The organism is Caldanaerobacter subterraneus (assembly GCF_004345675.1).
Classification (GTDB): Bacteria; Bacillota; Thermoanaerobacteria; order Thermoanaerobacterales; family Thermoanaerobacteraceae; genus Thermoanaerobacter; species Thermoanaerobacter subterraneus.
The window spans coordinates 39,033-55,437 of the sequence record NZ_SLWU01000010.1 but is presented as its reverse complement, the minus strand read 5'-3'; the positions used below and the strand labels follow the sequence as shown (position 1 = coordinate 55,437).

At 37.8% G+C, this 16,405-nt stretch carries 12 protein-coding genes; 10 read left to right on the top strand and 2 right to left on the bottom strand.

The window, feature by feature from the left end:
* The first annotated feature begins 176 nt into the window (after positions 1–176).
* Both EV203_RS06215 and dusB read left to right on the top strand, forming a co-directional pair.
* On the top strand, positions 177–3,866 hold the full coding sequence (locus tag EV203_RS06215) for a 5'-nucleotidase C-terminal domain-containing protein (protein ID WP_132039628.1): 3,690 nt from the start codon (positions 177–179) through the stop codon (positions 3,864–3,866).
* 95 nt (positions 3,867–3,961) lie between these two features.
* A complete protein-coding gene (gene dusB, locus EV203_RS06210; RefSeq protein WP_011024798.1) occupies positions 3,962–4,930 on the top strand; it encodes a tRNA dihydrouridine synthase DusB in 969 nt (322 codons plus the stop codon).
* A 26-nt stretch (positions 4,931–4,956) separates the two neighbouring features.
* On the opposite strand, the gene EV203_RS06205 is transcribed toward dusB, so the two are convergent.
* Both EV203_RS06205 and EV203_RS06200 read right to left on the bottom strand, forming a co-directional pair.
* Positions 4,957–5,751, bottom strand: coding sequence for a DUF169 domain-containing protein (locus EV203_RS06205; RefSeq protein WP_132039626.1), 795 nt, complete (start codon positions 5,749–5,751; stop codon positions 4,957–4,959).
* Positions 5,752–5,763: 12 nt separating this feature from the next.
* On the bottom strand, positions 5,764–6,009 hold the full coding sequence (locus EV203_RS06200; RefSeq protein ID WP_011024799.1) for a 4Fe-4S dicluster domain-containing protein: 246 nt from the start codon (positions 6,007–6,009) through the stop codon (positions 5,764–5,766).
* A 192-nt stretch (positions 6,010–6,201) separates the two neighbouring features.
* On the opposite strand from EV203_RS06200, the gene EV203_RS06195 reads away from it, so the two are divergent.
* From EV203_RS06195 to EV203_RS06160, 8 genes are all read left to right on the top strand, one after another.
* Positions 6,202–6,942 (top strand): hypothetical protein, encoded by a 741-nt coding sequence (locus EV203_RS06195; protein WP_132039624.1) that lies wholly within the window; start codon positions 6,202–6,204, stop codon positions 6,940–6,942.
* A 212-nt stretch (positions 6,943–7,154) separates the two neighbouring features.
* Positions 7,155–8,237, top strand: a complete 1,083-nt coding sequence (locus EV203_RS06190; protein ID WP_031314172.1) for a LacI family DNA-binding transcriptional regulator — start codon at positions 7,155–7,157, stop codon at positions 8,235–8,237.
* Between the two features lie 184 nt (positions 8,238–8,421).
* Positions 8,422–10,173, top strand: a complete 1,752-nt coding sequence (locus EV203_RS06185) for an ABC transporter substrate-binding protein (protein WP_011024802.1) — start codon at positions 8,422–8,424, stop codon at positions 10,171–10,173.
* A 17-nt stretch (positions 10,174–10,190) separates the two neighbouring features.
* Entirely contained in the window at positions 10,191–11,183 is a 993-nt protein-coding gene (locus EV203_RS06180; protein ID WP_011024803.1) for an ABC transporter permease, read from the top strand.
* Positions 11,180–12,022, top strand: a complete 843-nt coding sequence (locus tag EV203_RS06175; protein ID WP_132039622.1) for an ABC transporter permease — start codon at positions 11,180–11,182, stop codon at positions 12,020–12,022. The genes EV203_RS06180 and EV203_RS06175 overlap by 4 nt, the downstream gene beginning before the upstream one ends.
* Positions 12,019–12,981: an ABC transporter ATP-binding protein gene (locus tag EV203_RS06170; protein ID WP_011024805.1), complete on the top strand. Its 963-nt coding sequence runs from the start codon at positions 12,019–12,021 to the stop codon at positions 12,979–12,981. The genes EV203_RS06175 and EV203_RS06170 overlap by 4 nt, the downstream gene beginning before the upstream one ends.
* Entirely contained in the window at positions 12,978–13,916 is a 939-nt protein-coding gene (locus EV203_RS06165) for an ABC transporter ATP-binding protein (RefSeq protein ID WP_132039620.1), read from the top strand. Before EV203_RS06170 ends, EV203_RS06165 begins: the two co-directional genes overlap by 4 nt.
* Before the next feature lie 14 nt (positions 13,917–13,930).
* A complete protein-coding gene (locus tag EV203_RS06160; protein ID WP_132039618.1) occupies positions 13,931–16,402 on the top strand; it encodes a glycoside hydrolase family 2 protein in 2,472 nt (823 codons plus the stop codon).
* The last annotated feature ends 3 nt before the right edge of the window (positions 16,403–16,405 follow it).

Below are 16,405 nucleotides of genomic sequence, written 5' to 3'. Positions count from 1 at the left end.
CAAAAGAAGTGTTTTATATAATTAAATCAAAGCTTGTCTGACATCTGATGTATGATTTAATTTACACAAAATTAATACTAGTTTAACTTCAATTTAACACTTTTTTGTTATACTTAAAACAGTTCTAGATTTTCACATTTTTTAACCCACATTCTAAAAGTAAAGGGAGGATGTAAATGTTTAGTCAAAGGTCACGTCTTCTTTCCATTCTGGTTGCAGCTCTATTGATTTTTAGCCTCATTTTCCCGTCAGTGCCACAAATCGCATTTGCTGCAACCTCCAAGACCTTCGATTTCATTGAAGTAACAGACTTCCACGGTTACCTACAAAATGATGGTAAGACATCTGATGGCACTTTGTACAAGCAGCAGATAGCAGCTGTAATGGCAAAACAAATTAAAGACATAAAAGCACAAAACCCCGACAGAACAGTGATTTTGTCCGGCGGGGATATGTTCCAAGGAACGCCACTTTCTAATGTGCTAAGGGGCAAGCCAGTCATTGAGATGATGAAAAACATCGGATTTGATGCAATGGCTCTTGGCAATCATGAGTATGACTGGGGTATTGAGTCAGTAATTGACACGCAGAATGCTACTTTGAAGAATTCCACAATTCCAGTTCTTGCTGCAAACGTGTATGACAAAACCACAGGCAAGCCAGTGAGCTATGTAAAACCATATGTTGTTATTGAAAGAGATGGAGTAAAGATTGGAATAATAGGTATTGTAGACAACAAGGAATTCCCCACTATAATAATGCCGGCATTTATACAAAATGTAGATTTTAAAGACCCTGTGCCAATTGTAAATGACCTTGCACAGCAGCTAAGACAGCAAGGTGTAAAGATTGTTGTGGTTTTGGCTCACATGGGAGCATATAAAGATAGCTCTGGAAATGTAACTGGCAACCTCATAGACTTTGCAAAACAGGTAAAAGGTGTAGATGCTATATTTGGCGGACATACTCATACTATAGTTACTACAAGGGTTAACGGAATACCAGTTGGAGTTGCTGCAAATTACGGGAAGGGAATTATTCACCTGAAGATTACAGTTAATGAAGATGGAACTGTCACAGCTGGTGACATGCAATACATTGACCTTACTAAGATTTATTCCACACCAAATATAGACCCTAAGTATATTGACCCAGAGGTACAGGCAATAGTTGACAAAGCCAATGAAGATGTAGGACCTATATTTAATGAAGTTATAGGCAAAGCGGCAATAGATTTGACAAGAACTCAGAGTGCTAAACCCTATGGGGATTCATTGCTTGGTAACTGGGCAGCTGAAGTGACAAGGAAGGCAGTCAATGCAGATTTTGGATTTGCCAATAACGGTGGCCTTAGGATTGACATTCCAAAAGGCGATATAACCGTTGGAATGATGTATCAGTTAATGCCTTTTGATAACACAATAGTTACGATGAAGATGACAGGTGCTCAGATTAAGACAATTCTTGAACAGGCAGTTCAAGACGGAGGAAAGGGTATACAGGTTGCAGGACTTTCCTTCAAATACGACCCCACCAGGCCTTCAATGCACAGAGTATTTGACATGAGAAAATCTGACGGTACACCTATAGACATGAATAAGTCCTACCTTGTTGCTACAAATAATTTTATGGGTACAGGTGGAGACGGTTTTACAGGATTTACTGACCCTGAGGTAAAGAAGAGCTATGTCGATACTTACAAACTTGTAAGAGATGCTTTCATTGAAGCAGTAAAAGAGCAGGGGACAATAACTTCAGTAATAGACGGAAGAATTGCTCCTGCTACAAAAGAGGGTACATTAATCACAGTTCTTGCTACATCTGATATACATGGCAATATATTCCCATGGGATTACAACACGGCTAAGCCTGCTAACAGAGGATTGGCAAAAGTTTCAACTTATGTAAAGCAAGTGAGAGAAAAGTATCCTTATGTAGTGCTTGTTGACAATGGAGATACAATACAGGGTACACCATTATCTTACTACTATAACAAGATAGACACGAAGACAGAGTATCCACTTGCAAAAGTGATGGGCGCAATGAAGTATGATACTTGGACATTAGGAAACCACGAGTTTAACTATGGACTTGAAGTATTAAACAGAGTAATAAAGGATATGAGAAACGAAGGAATACATGTTCTTTCTGCTAATACCTACAAAGATGATGGAACAAATTATGTAGACGCTTATTACATCAAAACATTTAATACACCTCAAGGACCTGTCAGAGTAGGTATCCTGGGACTAACAACTAAGATGATACCTGCATGGGAAAACAAAGAAAATTACGCAGGACTTCACTTCAATGACCTTGTAGATGAAGCTAAGAAATGGGTGCCAAAATTAAGAGAAGCAGGGGCAGATATTGTAGTGGTCACAATGCACTCTGGTGAAGAAAAACCAACAGACATAATACCAGAAAACCAGGTAATTGCAGTGGCAACGAATGTCGATGGAATAGATGCAATAGTTGCAGGGCATACTCATGTTAATATACCGCAGCATAACTACAAGAATCCATCAGGACAGACTGTAATAGTTACACAGCCTCGCAAGTGGGGTGAATATGTATCACAGATATACTTTGATATCACAAAGAACGATCAGGGCAAATGGGTAATTGCAGACAAATGGAGCACTACAATAAAAATGGACGATTCAATACAGGCAGACCCTGAGATAATAAACTTGGCACAGCCATATCACGATGCTACATTAAAATACATTGGCACAAAGATTGGGGTTGCAACAGGCGATTTCTTGGGCACAGAACAAACAATAAAGCCTACAGCAATAATGGACCTTATAAACAAAGTGCAGAAATACTATGCAAAGACAGACCTCTCAATTGCAGCACCTTTGAGCAGCTCAGCTAAGATATTAAAAGGTGACATCACTATACAGGATATAATGGGCGTGTATGTTTATGAGAACTACCTCTATGGAATAAAGATGACTGGAAAGCAGTTAAAGGCTTGGTTGGAGTGGTCAGCAAGGTATTACAAACAAGTGTCTTCACCAAATGATCCAATAACAAAAGATCCGACACTCAATATACCTGATTACAACCTCGACCAGCTGTACGGTGCAAGCTATGTGATAGATTTGACACAGCCGGCAGGACACAGAATCAAAAACCTCAAAGTAAATGGCAAACTTGTAAAAGATGATGATGTATTCACTGTCGCAATAAATAACTACAGGTTCAACGGTGGCGGTGGATTTATGCAGGCTGCTGGAATAACGAATCCAGAAGTTGTGTTTGACTCTGCAAAAGTATATGGTGATGACGGACAGGTAAGGAATTTGATGATAAGATATATACAGGAGCACGGCACGATAAGCCCTGTGGTTGAGAGCGATTGGTACATCTCAACGACGCCAGTACAGGAAGAAGCAGAAGTAAGCCAGGGTACAACTCAGCCATCACAGCAGACAGAACAACAGACAGCTTCTCAGCCAGTTTACAATTACGGAATTGTCACAGCATCAGCACTTAATGTGAGAGAAGGCGCAGGGCTTGGATATAAGGTAATAGGAGTGCTTCCTGCAGGTAAAGTTGTTACACTGCTTGAAGAAGTAAATGGCTGGTATAAGATTAACTACAACGGAAAGACAGGATATATTTACAGCAAGTATGTTGCTGCAACTCCGAATCCGTCAAATGTTGTTGTGCTAAAAGCTGTTAAGGTCACTGCTAAGAGTGGACTAAATGTAAGAGTAAACAATTCTATCAATGCGAGAAAGATAGGAGCAGTGCCATACGGAACGGAGCTTAAAGTGGTTGGAGAGTACAACGGATGGTATCAAGTACTCTACAATGGCGGATTTGGATATGTATATGCAAAATATACAAAATAAACTAAAGGGAGTGGTTTTCCACTCCCTTATTATTTTTGTATCAAAATATGATAGAATATATGAAGGAAACATTCGTTAAAGGGGTTGAAGCTCTGTTGAAAATAGGGGATGTAGTTTTAGAAAATAACGTATTTTTATCACCTATGGCAGGAGTTACAGATAAGCCGTTCAGATTGATATGTCAGGAAATGGGTGCAGGACTTACTTATACTGAAATGGTAAGCGCTAAAGGGCTTTACTATGGGAGTGAAAATACAAAGGCACTTTTGGATATTGACGATGGGGAAAAAGTAGCCATTCAGATATTTGGCTCTGACCCCGAGATTATGGGAGAGATTGCAAGAAGGTTGAATGAAAGCAAAGCGTTAATCATTGATATAAACATGGGATGCCCTACTCCAAAGATAGTAAAAAATGGAGATGGAGCAGCTTTAATGTTAAAACCGGATTTGGCTGAAAAAGTGATGGAGGCGGTGGTAAAGGCTTCATATAAACCAGTAACTGTAAAAATAAGAAAAGGATGGAATGATAATAATGTAAATGCAGTAGAGATTGCACAAATTGCTGAGAGAGTAGGCATTAAAGCTGTAGCGGTACACGGGAGGACAAGAGAACAGTTTTATTCAGGAAAAGCTGACTGGGAGATAATTAAAAAAGTCAAGGAAAGCGTAAAGATACCTGTAATAGGCAATGGAGATATATTTACGCCAGAAGATGCAAAAAGAATGCTTGATGAAACAGGTTGCGATGCCGTAATGATTGGGAGAGGAGCCCAGGGCAATCCGTGGATATTTAAAAGGACTGTCCATTATCTTAAAACGGGTGAACTTTTGCCTGAACCTACAATAAAGGAAAAAGTAGACCTTATGATAAGGCATCTTACTATGATGGTTGAGTATAAAGGTGAAAGAACAGGTGTGGTAGAAATGAGAAAGCACATCGCTTGGTATTTAAAAGGCCTTCCAGGCAGTGCACGAATGAGAGAAGCAGTATTTAAAATGGAAAGTTATAAAGAAATAAAAGAATTTTTAGAAGGTATTCCTAAAATTTACGAAAAAGGGTAATAAAAAATCCTGCGAGAGCAGGATTTTTATCTTAAATTTTCAGGCAACGTCTGTCTCATTGGGATGTTTTGCCTATTTAGAAGGTTTTCTACCAAGTCAGGGAATTCTTCAGCGGGTATACCTGCTCCCATTTCTGTTGGGTCGTGAAAGGCATGGGCTCTTGCACCGCCACAGAGAAGGGAGAAGTTCATTTTTCTATTCACAAGAGGGGATACTGTCATTTCAGAACATACTCCACAGGTTCCAAGTAAGTCTATATTAAGCCTCCCGCCTTTTTTCATCAGATAATGCCCTTCTAAAGCGAGTATTTGTGCTGGTACTCCAAACATTAACACCACCTGTGGCTCTACAGGAGCTTTTGGAAGTTTAAATACGATAACTTCGGAAATGCTTCCAGGTTCTAGTCTTGGTATTTTCTCTCTTGTTATTCTTGAAGTTTCTAATGAATAAAATCTTCTTAGCAAAAAATCTCTTTCCCCGTTTTTAATAGGTTCAGGCAAATCGTATAGTCCAAGATTTGCAGCTCCTGCAGCGCACATAAAATCTTCTGCCTTAAGCCTTAAAGCATCAGGCGGTTCAGGTAATCCAGAGTAATTTGTTGAACCTCTTACTGTTTCAACCGCCTGGCAGTAAGTTAATCTGCCATTGGGCCTTGGGATATCTTCAAAAAACTTCTCATACCTTTCTTTGTGAACAGATGGTACCAAAAATACACCTACAGGTTCATATTTTAGCTTTAATTTTTTTACTATTTTTGAAGTTAAGTCTTTCCAGTCATGTTTTGGCTTTATGAGTTGCTCTTCTAAAAGTGGACCGGCCATTTTAACAACCTCCTATTGTTTGCCAAAAATATATATGGCATTAGTCGGGCAGATTTCCAAACAAGAAAGGCATAGTATGCACTTTTCAGGATATAAGGCTATAGATTTGTATTCTCTGTTCGGATTCGTTTCTCCTTCCCTCTTTACAAGTTCATATACATCTTCAGGGCATACTTCTACACATCTTCTACAACCTATGCACTTTTTGTCGTCTATTGTTATCTCAGCTCCTGGCTTAAAAATATTGACATCAGTCATTCTATCACCTCAAATTTTTTAGGGCTTACACCCTAATTTTAAACCTTTTTTACATATAATGCAATTTAAAATGCATCAGTTATTTTTATATTATCCATAGGTCAAAGCTAATAATTTTTTGTAAAAACTTAGGACAGGCACATACGGGAAAGTAGGGCACATTATGTTATTACAAAAGGAGATGATGTATAAATGGAGGAGGTTAGGAAATACAAAGGGATCGATTTGTTAGAATTTCAGTATAAAGAAGAAATCAAAAGAAGAAGCATTATACCAAAAGAAAAGTTTTATCACCGTTTTTTAAAAATTGGAAACCTAATAATGATTTCTAAACCTTATGATGAAGAATGGCAAGAAAAAAGCTATAAGATGAGTTTGTATGAACTTATGAAAGAAATAGACTATGAAGAGGTATTTGGATTAAGAATTCCTGGAAAGTCTAATAAGAAGAAGGTTTACACAAACAGGCTTTCTTTTGAAAAATTCACTATTGGAGATATAGTACTTGCGACAAGTCTGGGCTTTCACATACAGGGAGCTATAAGGCATGCTGCTATATTTGACAGCAGAAGATATCATGGAAGTATTGATGATGAGTGTTTGCTCACTGCAGAACCTGACAAAGGAGTAATATACGAATCTATTCGGTTTTATTACGAAAATTTTGGAGAAGCATGGGGGCTTTTTGTTCCAGGGACAACTTTCAAACAGAGGATTGAAATAGTTGAAGAACTTTCAAAACACGTAGGAGAAAGGTATTACTGGAGCGCCCATAAAAACAACCCTACAGCCTGGTACTGTTCTTTGGTTCCATGGAGAGGATATTATGAAATTGCAGGGATAGACATAGACTACAATGGAGGTTACTGGGTGCTCCCTATAGATATTTTCATGAGCGAATATACAGAGGTGTTTGAGTACGCAAGGGGATAAAATTCTTATCCCCTTGCAAGTTATAAGATGTCTGACAATTTGAAAATACATGAAAATACAAAAACCATATTGACTTTTAGGTAAGGGGTAATATATAATTATCTCGTAAACACGTGTTCATGAAATTTATTTTAAGAGTTTTTGTTGAAAAATGCGAAAAGTTACTCTATAATCTATAACAAACAATATAGAAATAGAGGAGAATTGTTATGATTAATAGCAAAGACATTGCTAGGATTGCCGGTGTGTCTCGCAGTACTGTGTCAAGAGTCATAAATAATTATCCCAATGTTTCGCCTGAAACTAAGGAAAAAGTGTTAAAAGCTATTAAGGAATATAACTATGTTCCTCATGCTTCAGCTCGCATGTTGAGAGGAAAAAGCTCTAAGACGATTGGCCTTGTGATTGTAGATTTGAAGAGGAATAGTGATATTCATAAGGTTTATGACAATGTTTACTTTGGACCTTTTACAACTGCGGTTATCGATTTTGCAAATCAGCTAGGATATAATGTTCTTGTCATTACTGTTTATAAACCGAAAGATTATAAAAAAGTGAGGGAAGTCTTTTACAATAAGACTATCAATGGAGCAATTTTTATTGGTGTAAAAAATGATGACCCCGAAATAAAAAATCTTATTGAGGCAGGGCTTAAGACGGCAGTGATTGACCAGGAAATAAGAGATGATGAGAATGACCCATTCAATAAAAGTATCATAGTCAACATGGATAATGTGACTGGAGCCTATGAAGCTACAAAGTACTTGATAAGTCTGGGTCACAGGGAAATTGCCCATATAACAGGTGATATGGAAAAGCTCTCTGGTTTTGCAAGATTAGAAGGATACAAGAAAGCATTGAAAGAAGCGGGAATTCCATTTAAAAGTAGTCTGGTAGTAAAAGGGGATTTTGTTGAAGAAAGCGGTTATAAGGCTGCATATAAATTATTCAAAAAAGCAAAACCCACGGCGATTTTTGCTTCAAATGATCAGATGGCTATAGGAGCTATGCAGGCTTTAGAAGAGATGGGATACAAAATTCCAGATGATGTTTCTATAATTGGTTTTGATGATATTACTATATCTCGCTATTTGAAACCTGCTTTAACGACGATGAGCGTTTCTTTATTGCAAATGGCAGAGTTAGCAGTAGAAAATCTTATTAGGTCAGTCGAGGAAGAGATAGCAATTAAAGCTAAATTTGTAGTACCTGTAAAACTGGTAGAAAGAGAATCTTGTAAAAGAATTGAGATAAAAGAAGAAAATGAAAAGAAAGAATATCTTTTATCAAGATGAAGGTCAACATTTTTGTTTCTATACTCTTTTGTAAACACGTGTTTATTGGATTTTTGTATAATATATGGTATAAAAAGGCTTAAAGCCTTTTTAATCTAAAAATTGAGAAAGGGGTGATAAAAAGAAAAGGTATATTTAAAAAATTTATAGACTTTGAAAACTATTTCAAAAGGGGGATTGTGAGGTGCGAAGGCTCTTAAGTGTATTATTGGTTTTAATGTTGGTGACGGGTGCACTGGCAGGCTGTGGACAAAAGAGCCAGGAAGCAGCTGATAAAACCCAGCAAAGTGAAACAGCCCAGCAACCTGCCCAAGAAACTACCTATCAGAGAAATGAAACTCTTTATGCTGGAGGCGGATTGTGGGCACCACCGAGCAACTGGAATCCGCTTACACCATGGAATGCAGTAACAGGTACAGTAGGATTGATTTACGAAACTTTGTTTAATTATGACCCGCTTAAAAACGAATTCATTCCATGGTTAGCCGAAAAAGGTGAATGGACCTCTGATAATACTTATCAAGTAACATTAAGAGATGGACTTACTTGGTCAGATGGTCAGCCTTTGACTTCAGAGGATGTAAAATTCACTTTTGAAATAGCAAAAGAACACCCTGAAATCTATTATAGCCCAATGTGGCAATGGTTGCAATCTGTAGATACTCCTGATAATAAGACTGTGGTATTTAAATTTTCAACTTCCCATTATCACGAATGGCAATATAACTTATATCAAATTCCTATTATACCAAAACATATTTGGCAGAATAAATCTAAAGATGATTTGCTGAATGGTGCTAATGAAAAGGCAATTGGTTCAGGACCTTACTTATTTGATACTTACAGCAATGACCGCATGGTATATAAGAGAAATGATAACTGGTGGGGTATAAAAGCTCTGGGACTTACTCCACAACCTAAGAGAATAGTGTACTTAATTGTTCCAAGTAATAACGTAGCTCTCGGAATGTTGATGAAAGGAGAACTGGATGTAAGTAATTTCTTCCTCCCTGGTATACCGACGTTAAAAGCTAATTATGGAATAACGACTTTCTATGACAATCCACCATACATGATTCCTGATAATACAGTGTTTATGTTTATCAATGTGACTAAAGAACCTCTTAGCAATGTAGAACTAAGACGCGCCATGGCTTATGCTATAAATCCAAAAGTAATAGCTGAAAAGGTGTACGAAAATCAGGTTGAACCTTCAAATCCTCTAGGTTTTGTGCCTGCTAAGTCTTGGGAAGAATATTATGATAAGAACGTAGTTTCACAGTATGGATTTAGCTATGATCCTAATAAAGCAAAAGCGATTTTGGATGCTGCAGGATTTAAATTGGGTAACGATGGAGTGAGGACAACTCCAGATGGCAAGAAGTTTAAATTAGAAATTAGCGTTCCGTATGGTTGGACTGACTGGATGGAAGCAGCTAAGATTGTTGCAGACCAGTTAAAGGCTGTAGGAATTGATGCAGAAGCAAAATTCCCTGATTATAGCAAATATTGGGAAGATTTAACTAAAGGGACATTTGATTTATCTTTCAACAACTTCGGAAGCCAAGTAACCTCAACACCATGGACGCTTTACAACTGGCTCTTCAATCCTATAACAGGAGATGCTCAATACAATGGTAACTTTGGGCGCTTTGATGTAGAAGGGTTGCAGGATATGGTGGCAGCTTTAAATGAAGCAAAACCTGGAACAGATGAAGCTAAAAAGGCTGCTTCAAAATTGGAAGAAGTATTCTTAAAGAACATACCGGCCATACCGCTTTGGTACAATGGTCTCTGGTTCCAGGCATCAAATGCAGCATGGGAAAATTGGCCAACAGAACATGACCCATATGCTTACCCAGTAACTTGGGGAGGCAGATGGCAGACAGGCGGTACAATGATGATGATGAAAATAAAACCGAAAGCTTCGCAATAATAAATGGGGGTATATAGATGTTACGGTATTTGATTAAGAAATTGTACATCTACATTTTGACTTTCTTTTTTGCAGTGACAATCGACTGGCTGATCCCCAGGTTTATGCCTGGGGACCCCATTCTTGTATTAGTATCAAGATTTTCGGGGTTACCAGAGTCGGCAAAAGTAATGTATGGATATTTGATTAAAGCTTTTGGATTGGATTTGCCTTTGTGGAAGCAGTATCTGAATTTCTGGATGGCTATATTTAAAGGTGATTTGGGTATAAGCATATATCTATATCCTAAACCTGTTTTATCAGTTATCGCTCAGGCCATACCTTATACACTTGTAGTTTTGCTGCCCTCTATTCTTTTGAGCTGGATAGTGGGGAACTATATAGGGGCTGCAGCAGCAAGGCACAGGAGCCTTGATTCCAGTATGTTACCTGTATTTTATATTATCACTTCAATTCCATATATGTGGCTTGGAATACTTTTAGCGTGGGCTTTTGGCGTCCTATTAGGGATTTTTCCAATTGCAGGTGCTTACAGTTTTAGCATGAGACCTAATTGGTCGTGGCAGTTTGTAGCAGACTTCTTAAAGCACTGGATATTACCTTTCTTGTCTTTATTTATTGTGCAAATTGGCGGTTGGGCAATAGGCATGAGAAACTTGATAATATATGAGCTTGAAGCGAATTATTCAAGGTATTTAGAAGCTCTAGGTGCATCCGAAGGGCTTATAAGGCGATACGCTTTTAAAAATGCTATACTTCCACAGATTACTGGTTTGGCTCTTCAATTGGGTACAATTGTCGCAGGTTCCATAGCGACAGAGGTAGTTTTTGCTTATCCAGGAATGGGATATATATTGTTGCAAGGAATATTAAACCAGGATTATTTTTTGGTCCAAGGAGTGTTTTTATTCATAATCATTGGGGTATTACTTGCTAACTTTCTGGTAGACATACTTTATATGATAGTTGATCCAAGGATCAGACTAGGACTTGGAGGAGAAAATGTATGAAAGAGTTTATGTATTTTGCATTTAAAAATACGAAATTTAAAATAGGCCTTAGTATACTGCTTTTTTTCTTGATATTGGCTACAATTGGTCCCTACCTTTCTCACTATAAAGATCCTCTTGAATATGTGAGTATGAGCAATTTGCCTCCTAATAAAGATAACTGGCTGGGGACGACCACCTTTGGTCAAGATGTTTTTACTCAGTTTGTATATGGGTTAAGGTCCACATTTTTTATTGGGCTGTTTGGAGGAGGATTAGCTACTATAATAGGGCTTTTAATCGGTTTTATAGCAGGGTATAAAGGCGGCTGGATAGATGAGATTTTGATGATGCTTACAAATATCTTGATAGTGATTCCAACTTTAGCTCTTCTTATAATAATTGCTGCTTATCTCCCTTACAGAGGGATAGGAATTCAAAGTGTGATAATAGGTTTGACGGCTTGGCCTTGGACTGCAAGGGCTGTGCGAGCTCAAACTCTTTCTTTGAAGTCAAGGGAATTCGTGAATCTGGCGAAGATAACGGCTTTACCACCTTTAAAAATAGTTTTAGAAGAAATAGCACCAAATATGATGTCCTATGTAGTGATGGTATTTATTCTCCAATTTGCAGGTGCGATACTTGCAGCAGTGGGACTGGATTTTATAGGTTTGGGACCTACAAGAGGGATTTCTCTTGGATTGATGCTCCAGTACTCCGTGCTGTGGAATGCAATTCAATTGGGAATATGGTGGTGGTTTATTCCTCCGGGGTTGGCAATAACGATGATAGTAAGTTCGCTGTACTTTCTCAATATAGGCCTTGATGAGATATTCAATCCAAGGCTTAGGGAGGAGTGACCAATTTGGTAGAGATAAAGGGTTTGAAAATATATTATAAAACTTTGCGCGGAGACGCTAAAGCATTAGACGACGTGACTTTTACGATAAATGACAGAGAAATACTGGGGATAGCTGGCGAATCAGGATGTGGCAAGTCGACCCTGGGGAATTCCTTGATCCTTTTAAAGCCACCAATGAAATACGTCTCTGGTGAGGTTAGACTAAATGGCGAGAGATTACCGATTGACAATACTGTTGAGATGAGAAAATATCGCTATAAAAAAATTTCTCTTATACCCCAGTATGCTATGGATGCTTTAAATCCAACTCGTAAAATAGGGGGAATAATAAAGGATTTGGTTGGTCAGCATAGGGTAAAATACGAGGAGATAGAAGGAAGGCTACATGAAAGGCTTAGAATGGTTAAATTATCTAAAGATATACTTAATATGTACCCTTTTGAGCTATCAGGTGGAATGAAGCAAAGGTTAGTTTTAGTAATATCTACTTTGTTAAATCCAGACCTTTTGATAGCAGATGAAGTCACTTCTGCGCTGGATGTTTCTTCACAGAAAGCAGTTTCTCTCATGTTTAAAGAATTTAGGGATGAAAAGATTGTAAATTCTATAGTTTTTATTACTCACGACATAGCGGTTTTGTATCAAATAGCGGACAGGATAGCTATAATGTACGCAGGTAAAGTAGTGGAGATTGGTCCTACGGAAGAGATAATGAAAAATCCTCTCCATCCGTATACAAAGGCTTTAATTAAATCTTTGCCAAATGCGGGGATTAGACATACACATCAAAAGTTAGAGGGAATTCCTGGTCATCCCCCTAATCTTATAAACCCACCGGAAGGTTGCAGATTTAAAGATAGGTGTCCTTTTGCCAGTGACGAGTGTTTAAATGAACCGCCACTTGTGGAAGTTGAACCAGGGAGATACGTTGCTTGTTGGAAGGTGAAGGGAAGATGATTAGGGTAGAAAATCTCACAAAGGTATTTACTTCAGGAGGGATATTTTCTAAAAACACAATAGTGGCAGTAGATGGAGTAGATTTTGAAATAAAAAAAAGCGAAATTTTAGCTTTGGTAGGAGAGAGTGGAAGTGGTAAATCTACAATTGGCAAGATGATGTTAAAGCTATTAAAACCCAGTGGCGGTCAAATCCTTCTAAACGATAAGGACATCTATAAAATAAAGAACAATAAAGAGTTTTATTCAAAAGTACAGGGCATTTTTCAAGACCCCTACTCTTCCTTTAACCCCATATTCAAAGTAGACAGAATTTTTAAGCTAATAAAGCAGTCATTTAAAAAAGAAGTTTCTTCCTCTGAATGGGAAGGGAGAGTAGAAGAGGTATTAAAAAAGGTGGGGCTTAATGTAGGAGATGTTTTAAATAAATACATTCACCAATTAAGCGGAGGACAGCTCCAGAGGTTGTTAATAGCAAGGGCCTTGCTCATGGATGTCGATGTACTGATTGCCGATGAAATTACAAGTATGTTGGATGCTTCAACCCGAGTAGATGTATTGGAGGCTTTGCTGAGCTTGAAGGAGATAGGCGCTTCTATACTCTTTATTACCCACGATCTTTCACAGGCTTATTATATGAGCGATAAGATAGTAGTTTTGTACAAGGGCTCTGTTGTAGAATCAGGGTCTATAGAAAAAGTGTTTTCCAATCCAATGCATCCTTATACTAGAATGCTTTTAGATTCTATACCGCAATTAGATAGAAAATGGGAAGAAGACAGGATAAGCGTTGAGGATTTTGATAAGTCTCGTGCAGCCTGGAAAGAAGGGTTATGCAAGTATATAGATAGATGTCCGTTGGCAGATTTAAATTGCGTAAGGCCGAAGCTTAAGTTAGTGGAAGAAGACCATTATGTAGCTTGTGTAAAAATGTAAAAAAGGTGATTTTTATGGAGAAGAGAATTTCACTGAATGGGAAGTGGCATTTTAAGGAGATTGGAACGGATGTATGGTATGAAGAGCAAGTTCCAGGGTGTGTTCAGCTGGATTTGATAAAGTTAGGAAAATTGCAAGACCCTTATTATAGAATGAATGAAATAGAGTTTCACAAGTTAGAAGACAAAGAATGGGTTTACAAAAAAGAATTTACATTAAGCACAGAGCATTTAAATGAATATGACGCAGTGAAGTTGGTGTTTGAAGGAGTGGATACTTTTGCAGATGTATACTTAAACGGCGTGTATCTCGGTAAAACGCAAAACATGTTCATACCTTATGAATTTGACATAAAGGGCGTAATAAGAGAAGGGATAAATATTTTAGAGGTTTACTTCAAATCTATAACAAAAACTGTAAAGTTGATGGAAAAGGTAAGTCCTGTCAAACTAGAATGGTCGGGAGACAGTGGAAGGCCTTATGTGAGGAAAGCCCAGTATTCATTTGGATGGGACTGGGGACCAAGAATTGTACAGGTGGGTCTTTGGAGAGGTGTATATATAAGATTAGTAAAACACGCAGAAATTAAGAATCCATACTTTTATACGGAAAAAATTGAAGATGATAAGGCTTATGTTGTAATAAGCGCAGATATTGAAAGATATGTACGTGGTGATTTTGAGGCGGAAGTAGAGCTTATTGAAAAAGATATATCTATTATCAAAACAAGAACTAAAGTTGAAAAGGACAGAATAGACCTGAGGATAAAAGTAGACAATCCTAAATTATGGTATCCCAATGGTTTAGGGGACCAGCATCTTTATGAAATAAAAATAAGGCTTTTCTCAGGTGCAGAAATATTAGATGAAAAAAGTTTTAGAAGTGGGATAAGAACGATTAGATTGATAAGGGAAAAAGATGAAGAAGGGGAAAGCTTCATTTTTGAAATAAACGGTGTAAGAGTCTTTGCAAAGGGAGCCAACTGGATACCAGCTGATAATTTATTGCCAAGGCTTAGCAGAAAAGATTATTACGAATATATAAGGCTTGCAAAAGAAGCAAATATGAACATGCTGAGAATATGGGGAGGAGGGATATACGAAGACGAGGCATTTTACGAAGCCTGCGATGAGATGGGAATAATGGTGTGGCAGGACTTCATGTACGCCTGCGCAGAGTATCCCGACCAGTTTGAATGGTTCCAGAAATTAGCAAAAGAAGAGGCTGAGAAAGTGATATTAAGCCTTAGAAATCATCCCTCTATTGTGCTTTGGTGCGGGAATAACGAGAATAATTGGGGATTTCATTCCTGGTGGAATAAGGGGGATCCAAAATACCTGGGCAATTACATTTACAAGGAGATACTGCCTAAAGTATGCGCAAAGCTGGACCCATCAAGGCCTTATTGGGTATCGAGCCCTTATGGAGGAGAAGACCCGAATAGCGAAGCAGAAGGGGATAGGCATCAGTGGAATGTATGGAGCGGATGGGTGGACTATGAAGAATATAGAAAAGACAGGGGCAGGTTCATAAGTGAATTTGGTTTTCAGGCGATGCCTGATTGGAGGACGGTTTTATCTTATACGGCGCCAGAAGAGAGGAAAATATTGAGCCCAGTCATGATTTCTCACAACAAAATGGTCGAGGGAATGGAAAGACTGGTAAGGTTTATGGTAGGCCGGTTGGGATTTCCCAAAGACCTTAAGAGCTTTGTCTATTTGACCCAGTTTAATCAAGCAGAGGCTATAAAGACAGGAGTGGAACACTGGAGGTTAAGAAAATTTAAAACAGCAGGTGCTCTTTACTGGCAGTTTGATGATTGCTGGCCTGTAGCCAGCTGGTCTGCAGTCGATTATTACAAGAGAAAAAAGGCTTTGTACTATTATTCCAAAAGATTTTATGCAGAAATTCTACCTTATGTAGAAGAGGAAGTTAATGGTGTAACAGTTTATGGAATAAGTGATTTGCCATACGATAAAGAAGTAGAAGTTGTTGTAAAAGTTTTCAAATTAAATGGCGAAGAACTTGCAGAAAAAAAGCTAAAAGCTAGATTAATAGCAAATGATGTTACAAAAATAGCCCATTACAGTTTTGAAGATTTGAATATTGGATATAGAGTAAAAGAAATGCCTATAGCGATCCCAGGGTGTACGCTGCCGGTGGAGAAGAACGGGGAGTTATTGAATAGCGTTGTGTATGTAGAAATAATCACTGATGATACGGTTTATGAGAATTATAAAGTATTTGGCAAATTCAGAGATCTGGATTTAGCAAAGCCAAAAATCGATTATGAAGTAAGGGAGAATAAAATAATTTTAAGAACAAATGTTCCTGCTTTTGGAGTATTTATAGAAACGGAGGATGATATGGAGTTGTCAGATAATTGTTTAAATATGATGCCAGATAAAAAATATGAGGTAAGTTATTCAGGTAAGTTAAAAGAGATTAAAATTTTTGACATTACTCAGTTAATAGCAAATATATAAAAA

Bases quoted from the DNA above. Each gene is read 5' to 3' on its own strand.
- EV203_RS06175 (WP_132039622.1), top strand. From the start codon at position 11,180: ATGAAAGAGTTTATGTATTTTGCATTTAAAAATACGAAATTTAAAATA.
- EV203_RS06160 (WP_132039618.1), top strand. From the start codon at position 13,931: ATGGAGAAGAGAATTTCACTGAATGGGAAGTGGCATTTTAAGGAGATT.
- EV203_RS06200 (WP_011024799.1), bottom strand. From the start codon at position 6,009: ATGACTGATGTCAATATTTTTAAGCCAGGAGCTGAGATAACAATAGAC.
- EV203_RS06180 (WP_011024803.1), top strand. From the start codon at position 10,191: ATGTTACGGTATTTGATTAAGAAATTGTACATCTACATTTTGACTTTC.
- EV203_RS06215 (WP_132039628.1), top strand. From the start codon at position 177: ATGTTTAGTCAAAGGTCACGTCTTCTTTCCATTCTGGTTGCAGCTCTA.
- EV203_RS06205 (WP_132039626.1), bottom strand. From the start codon at position 5,751: ATGGCCGGTCCACTTTTAGAAGAGCAACTCATAAAGCCAAAACATGAC.
- EV203_RS06195 (WP_132039624.1), top strand. From the start codon at position 6,202: ATGGAGGAGGTTAGGAAATACAAAGGGATCGATTTGTTAGAATTTCAG.
- EV203_RS06165 (WP_132039620.1), top strand. From the start codon at position 12,978: ATGATTAGGGTAGAAAATCTCACAAAGGTATTTACTTCAGGAGGGATA.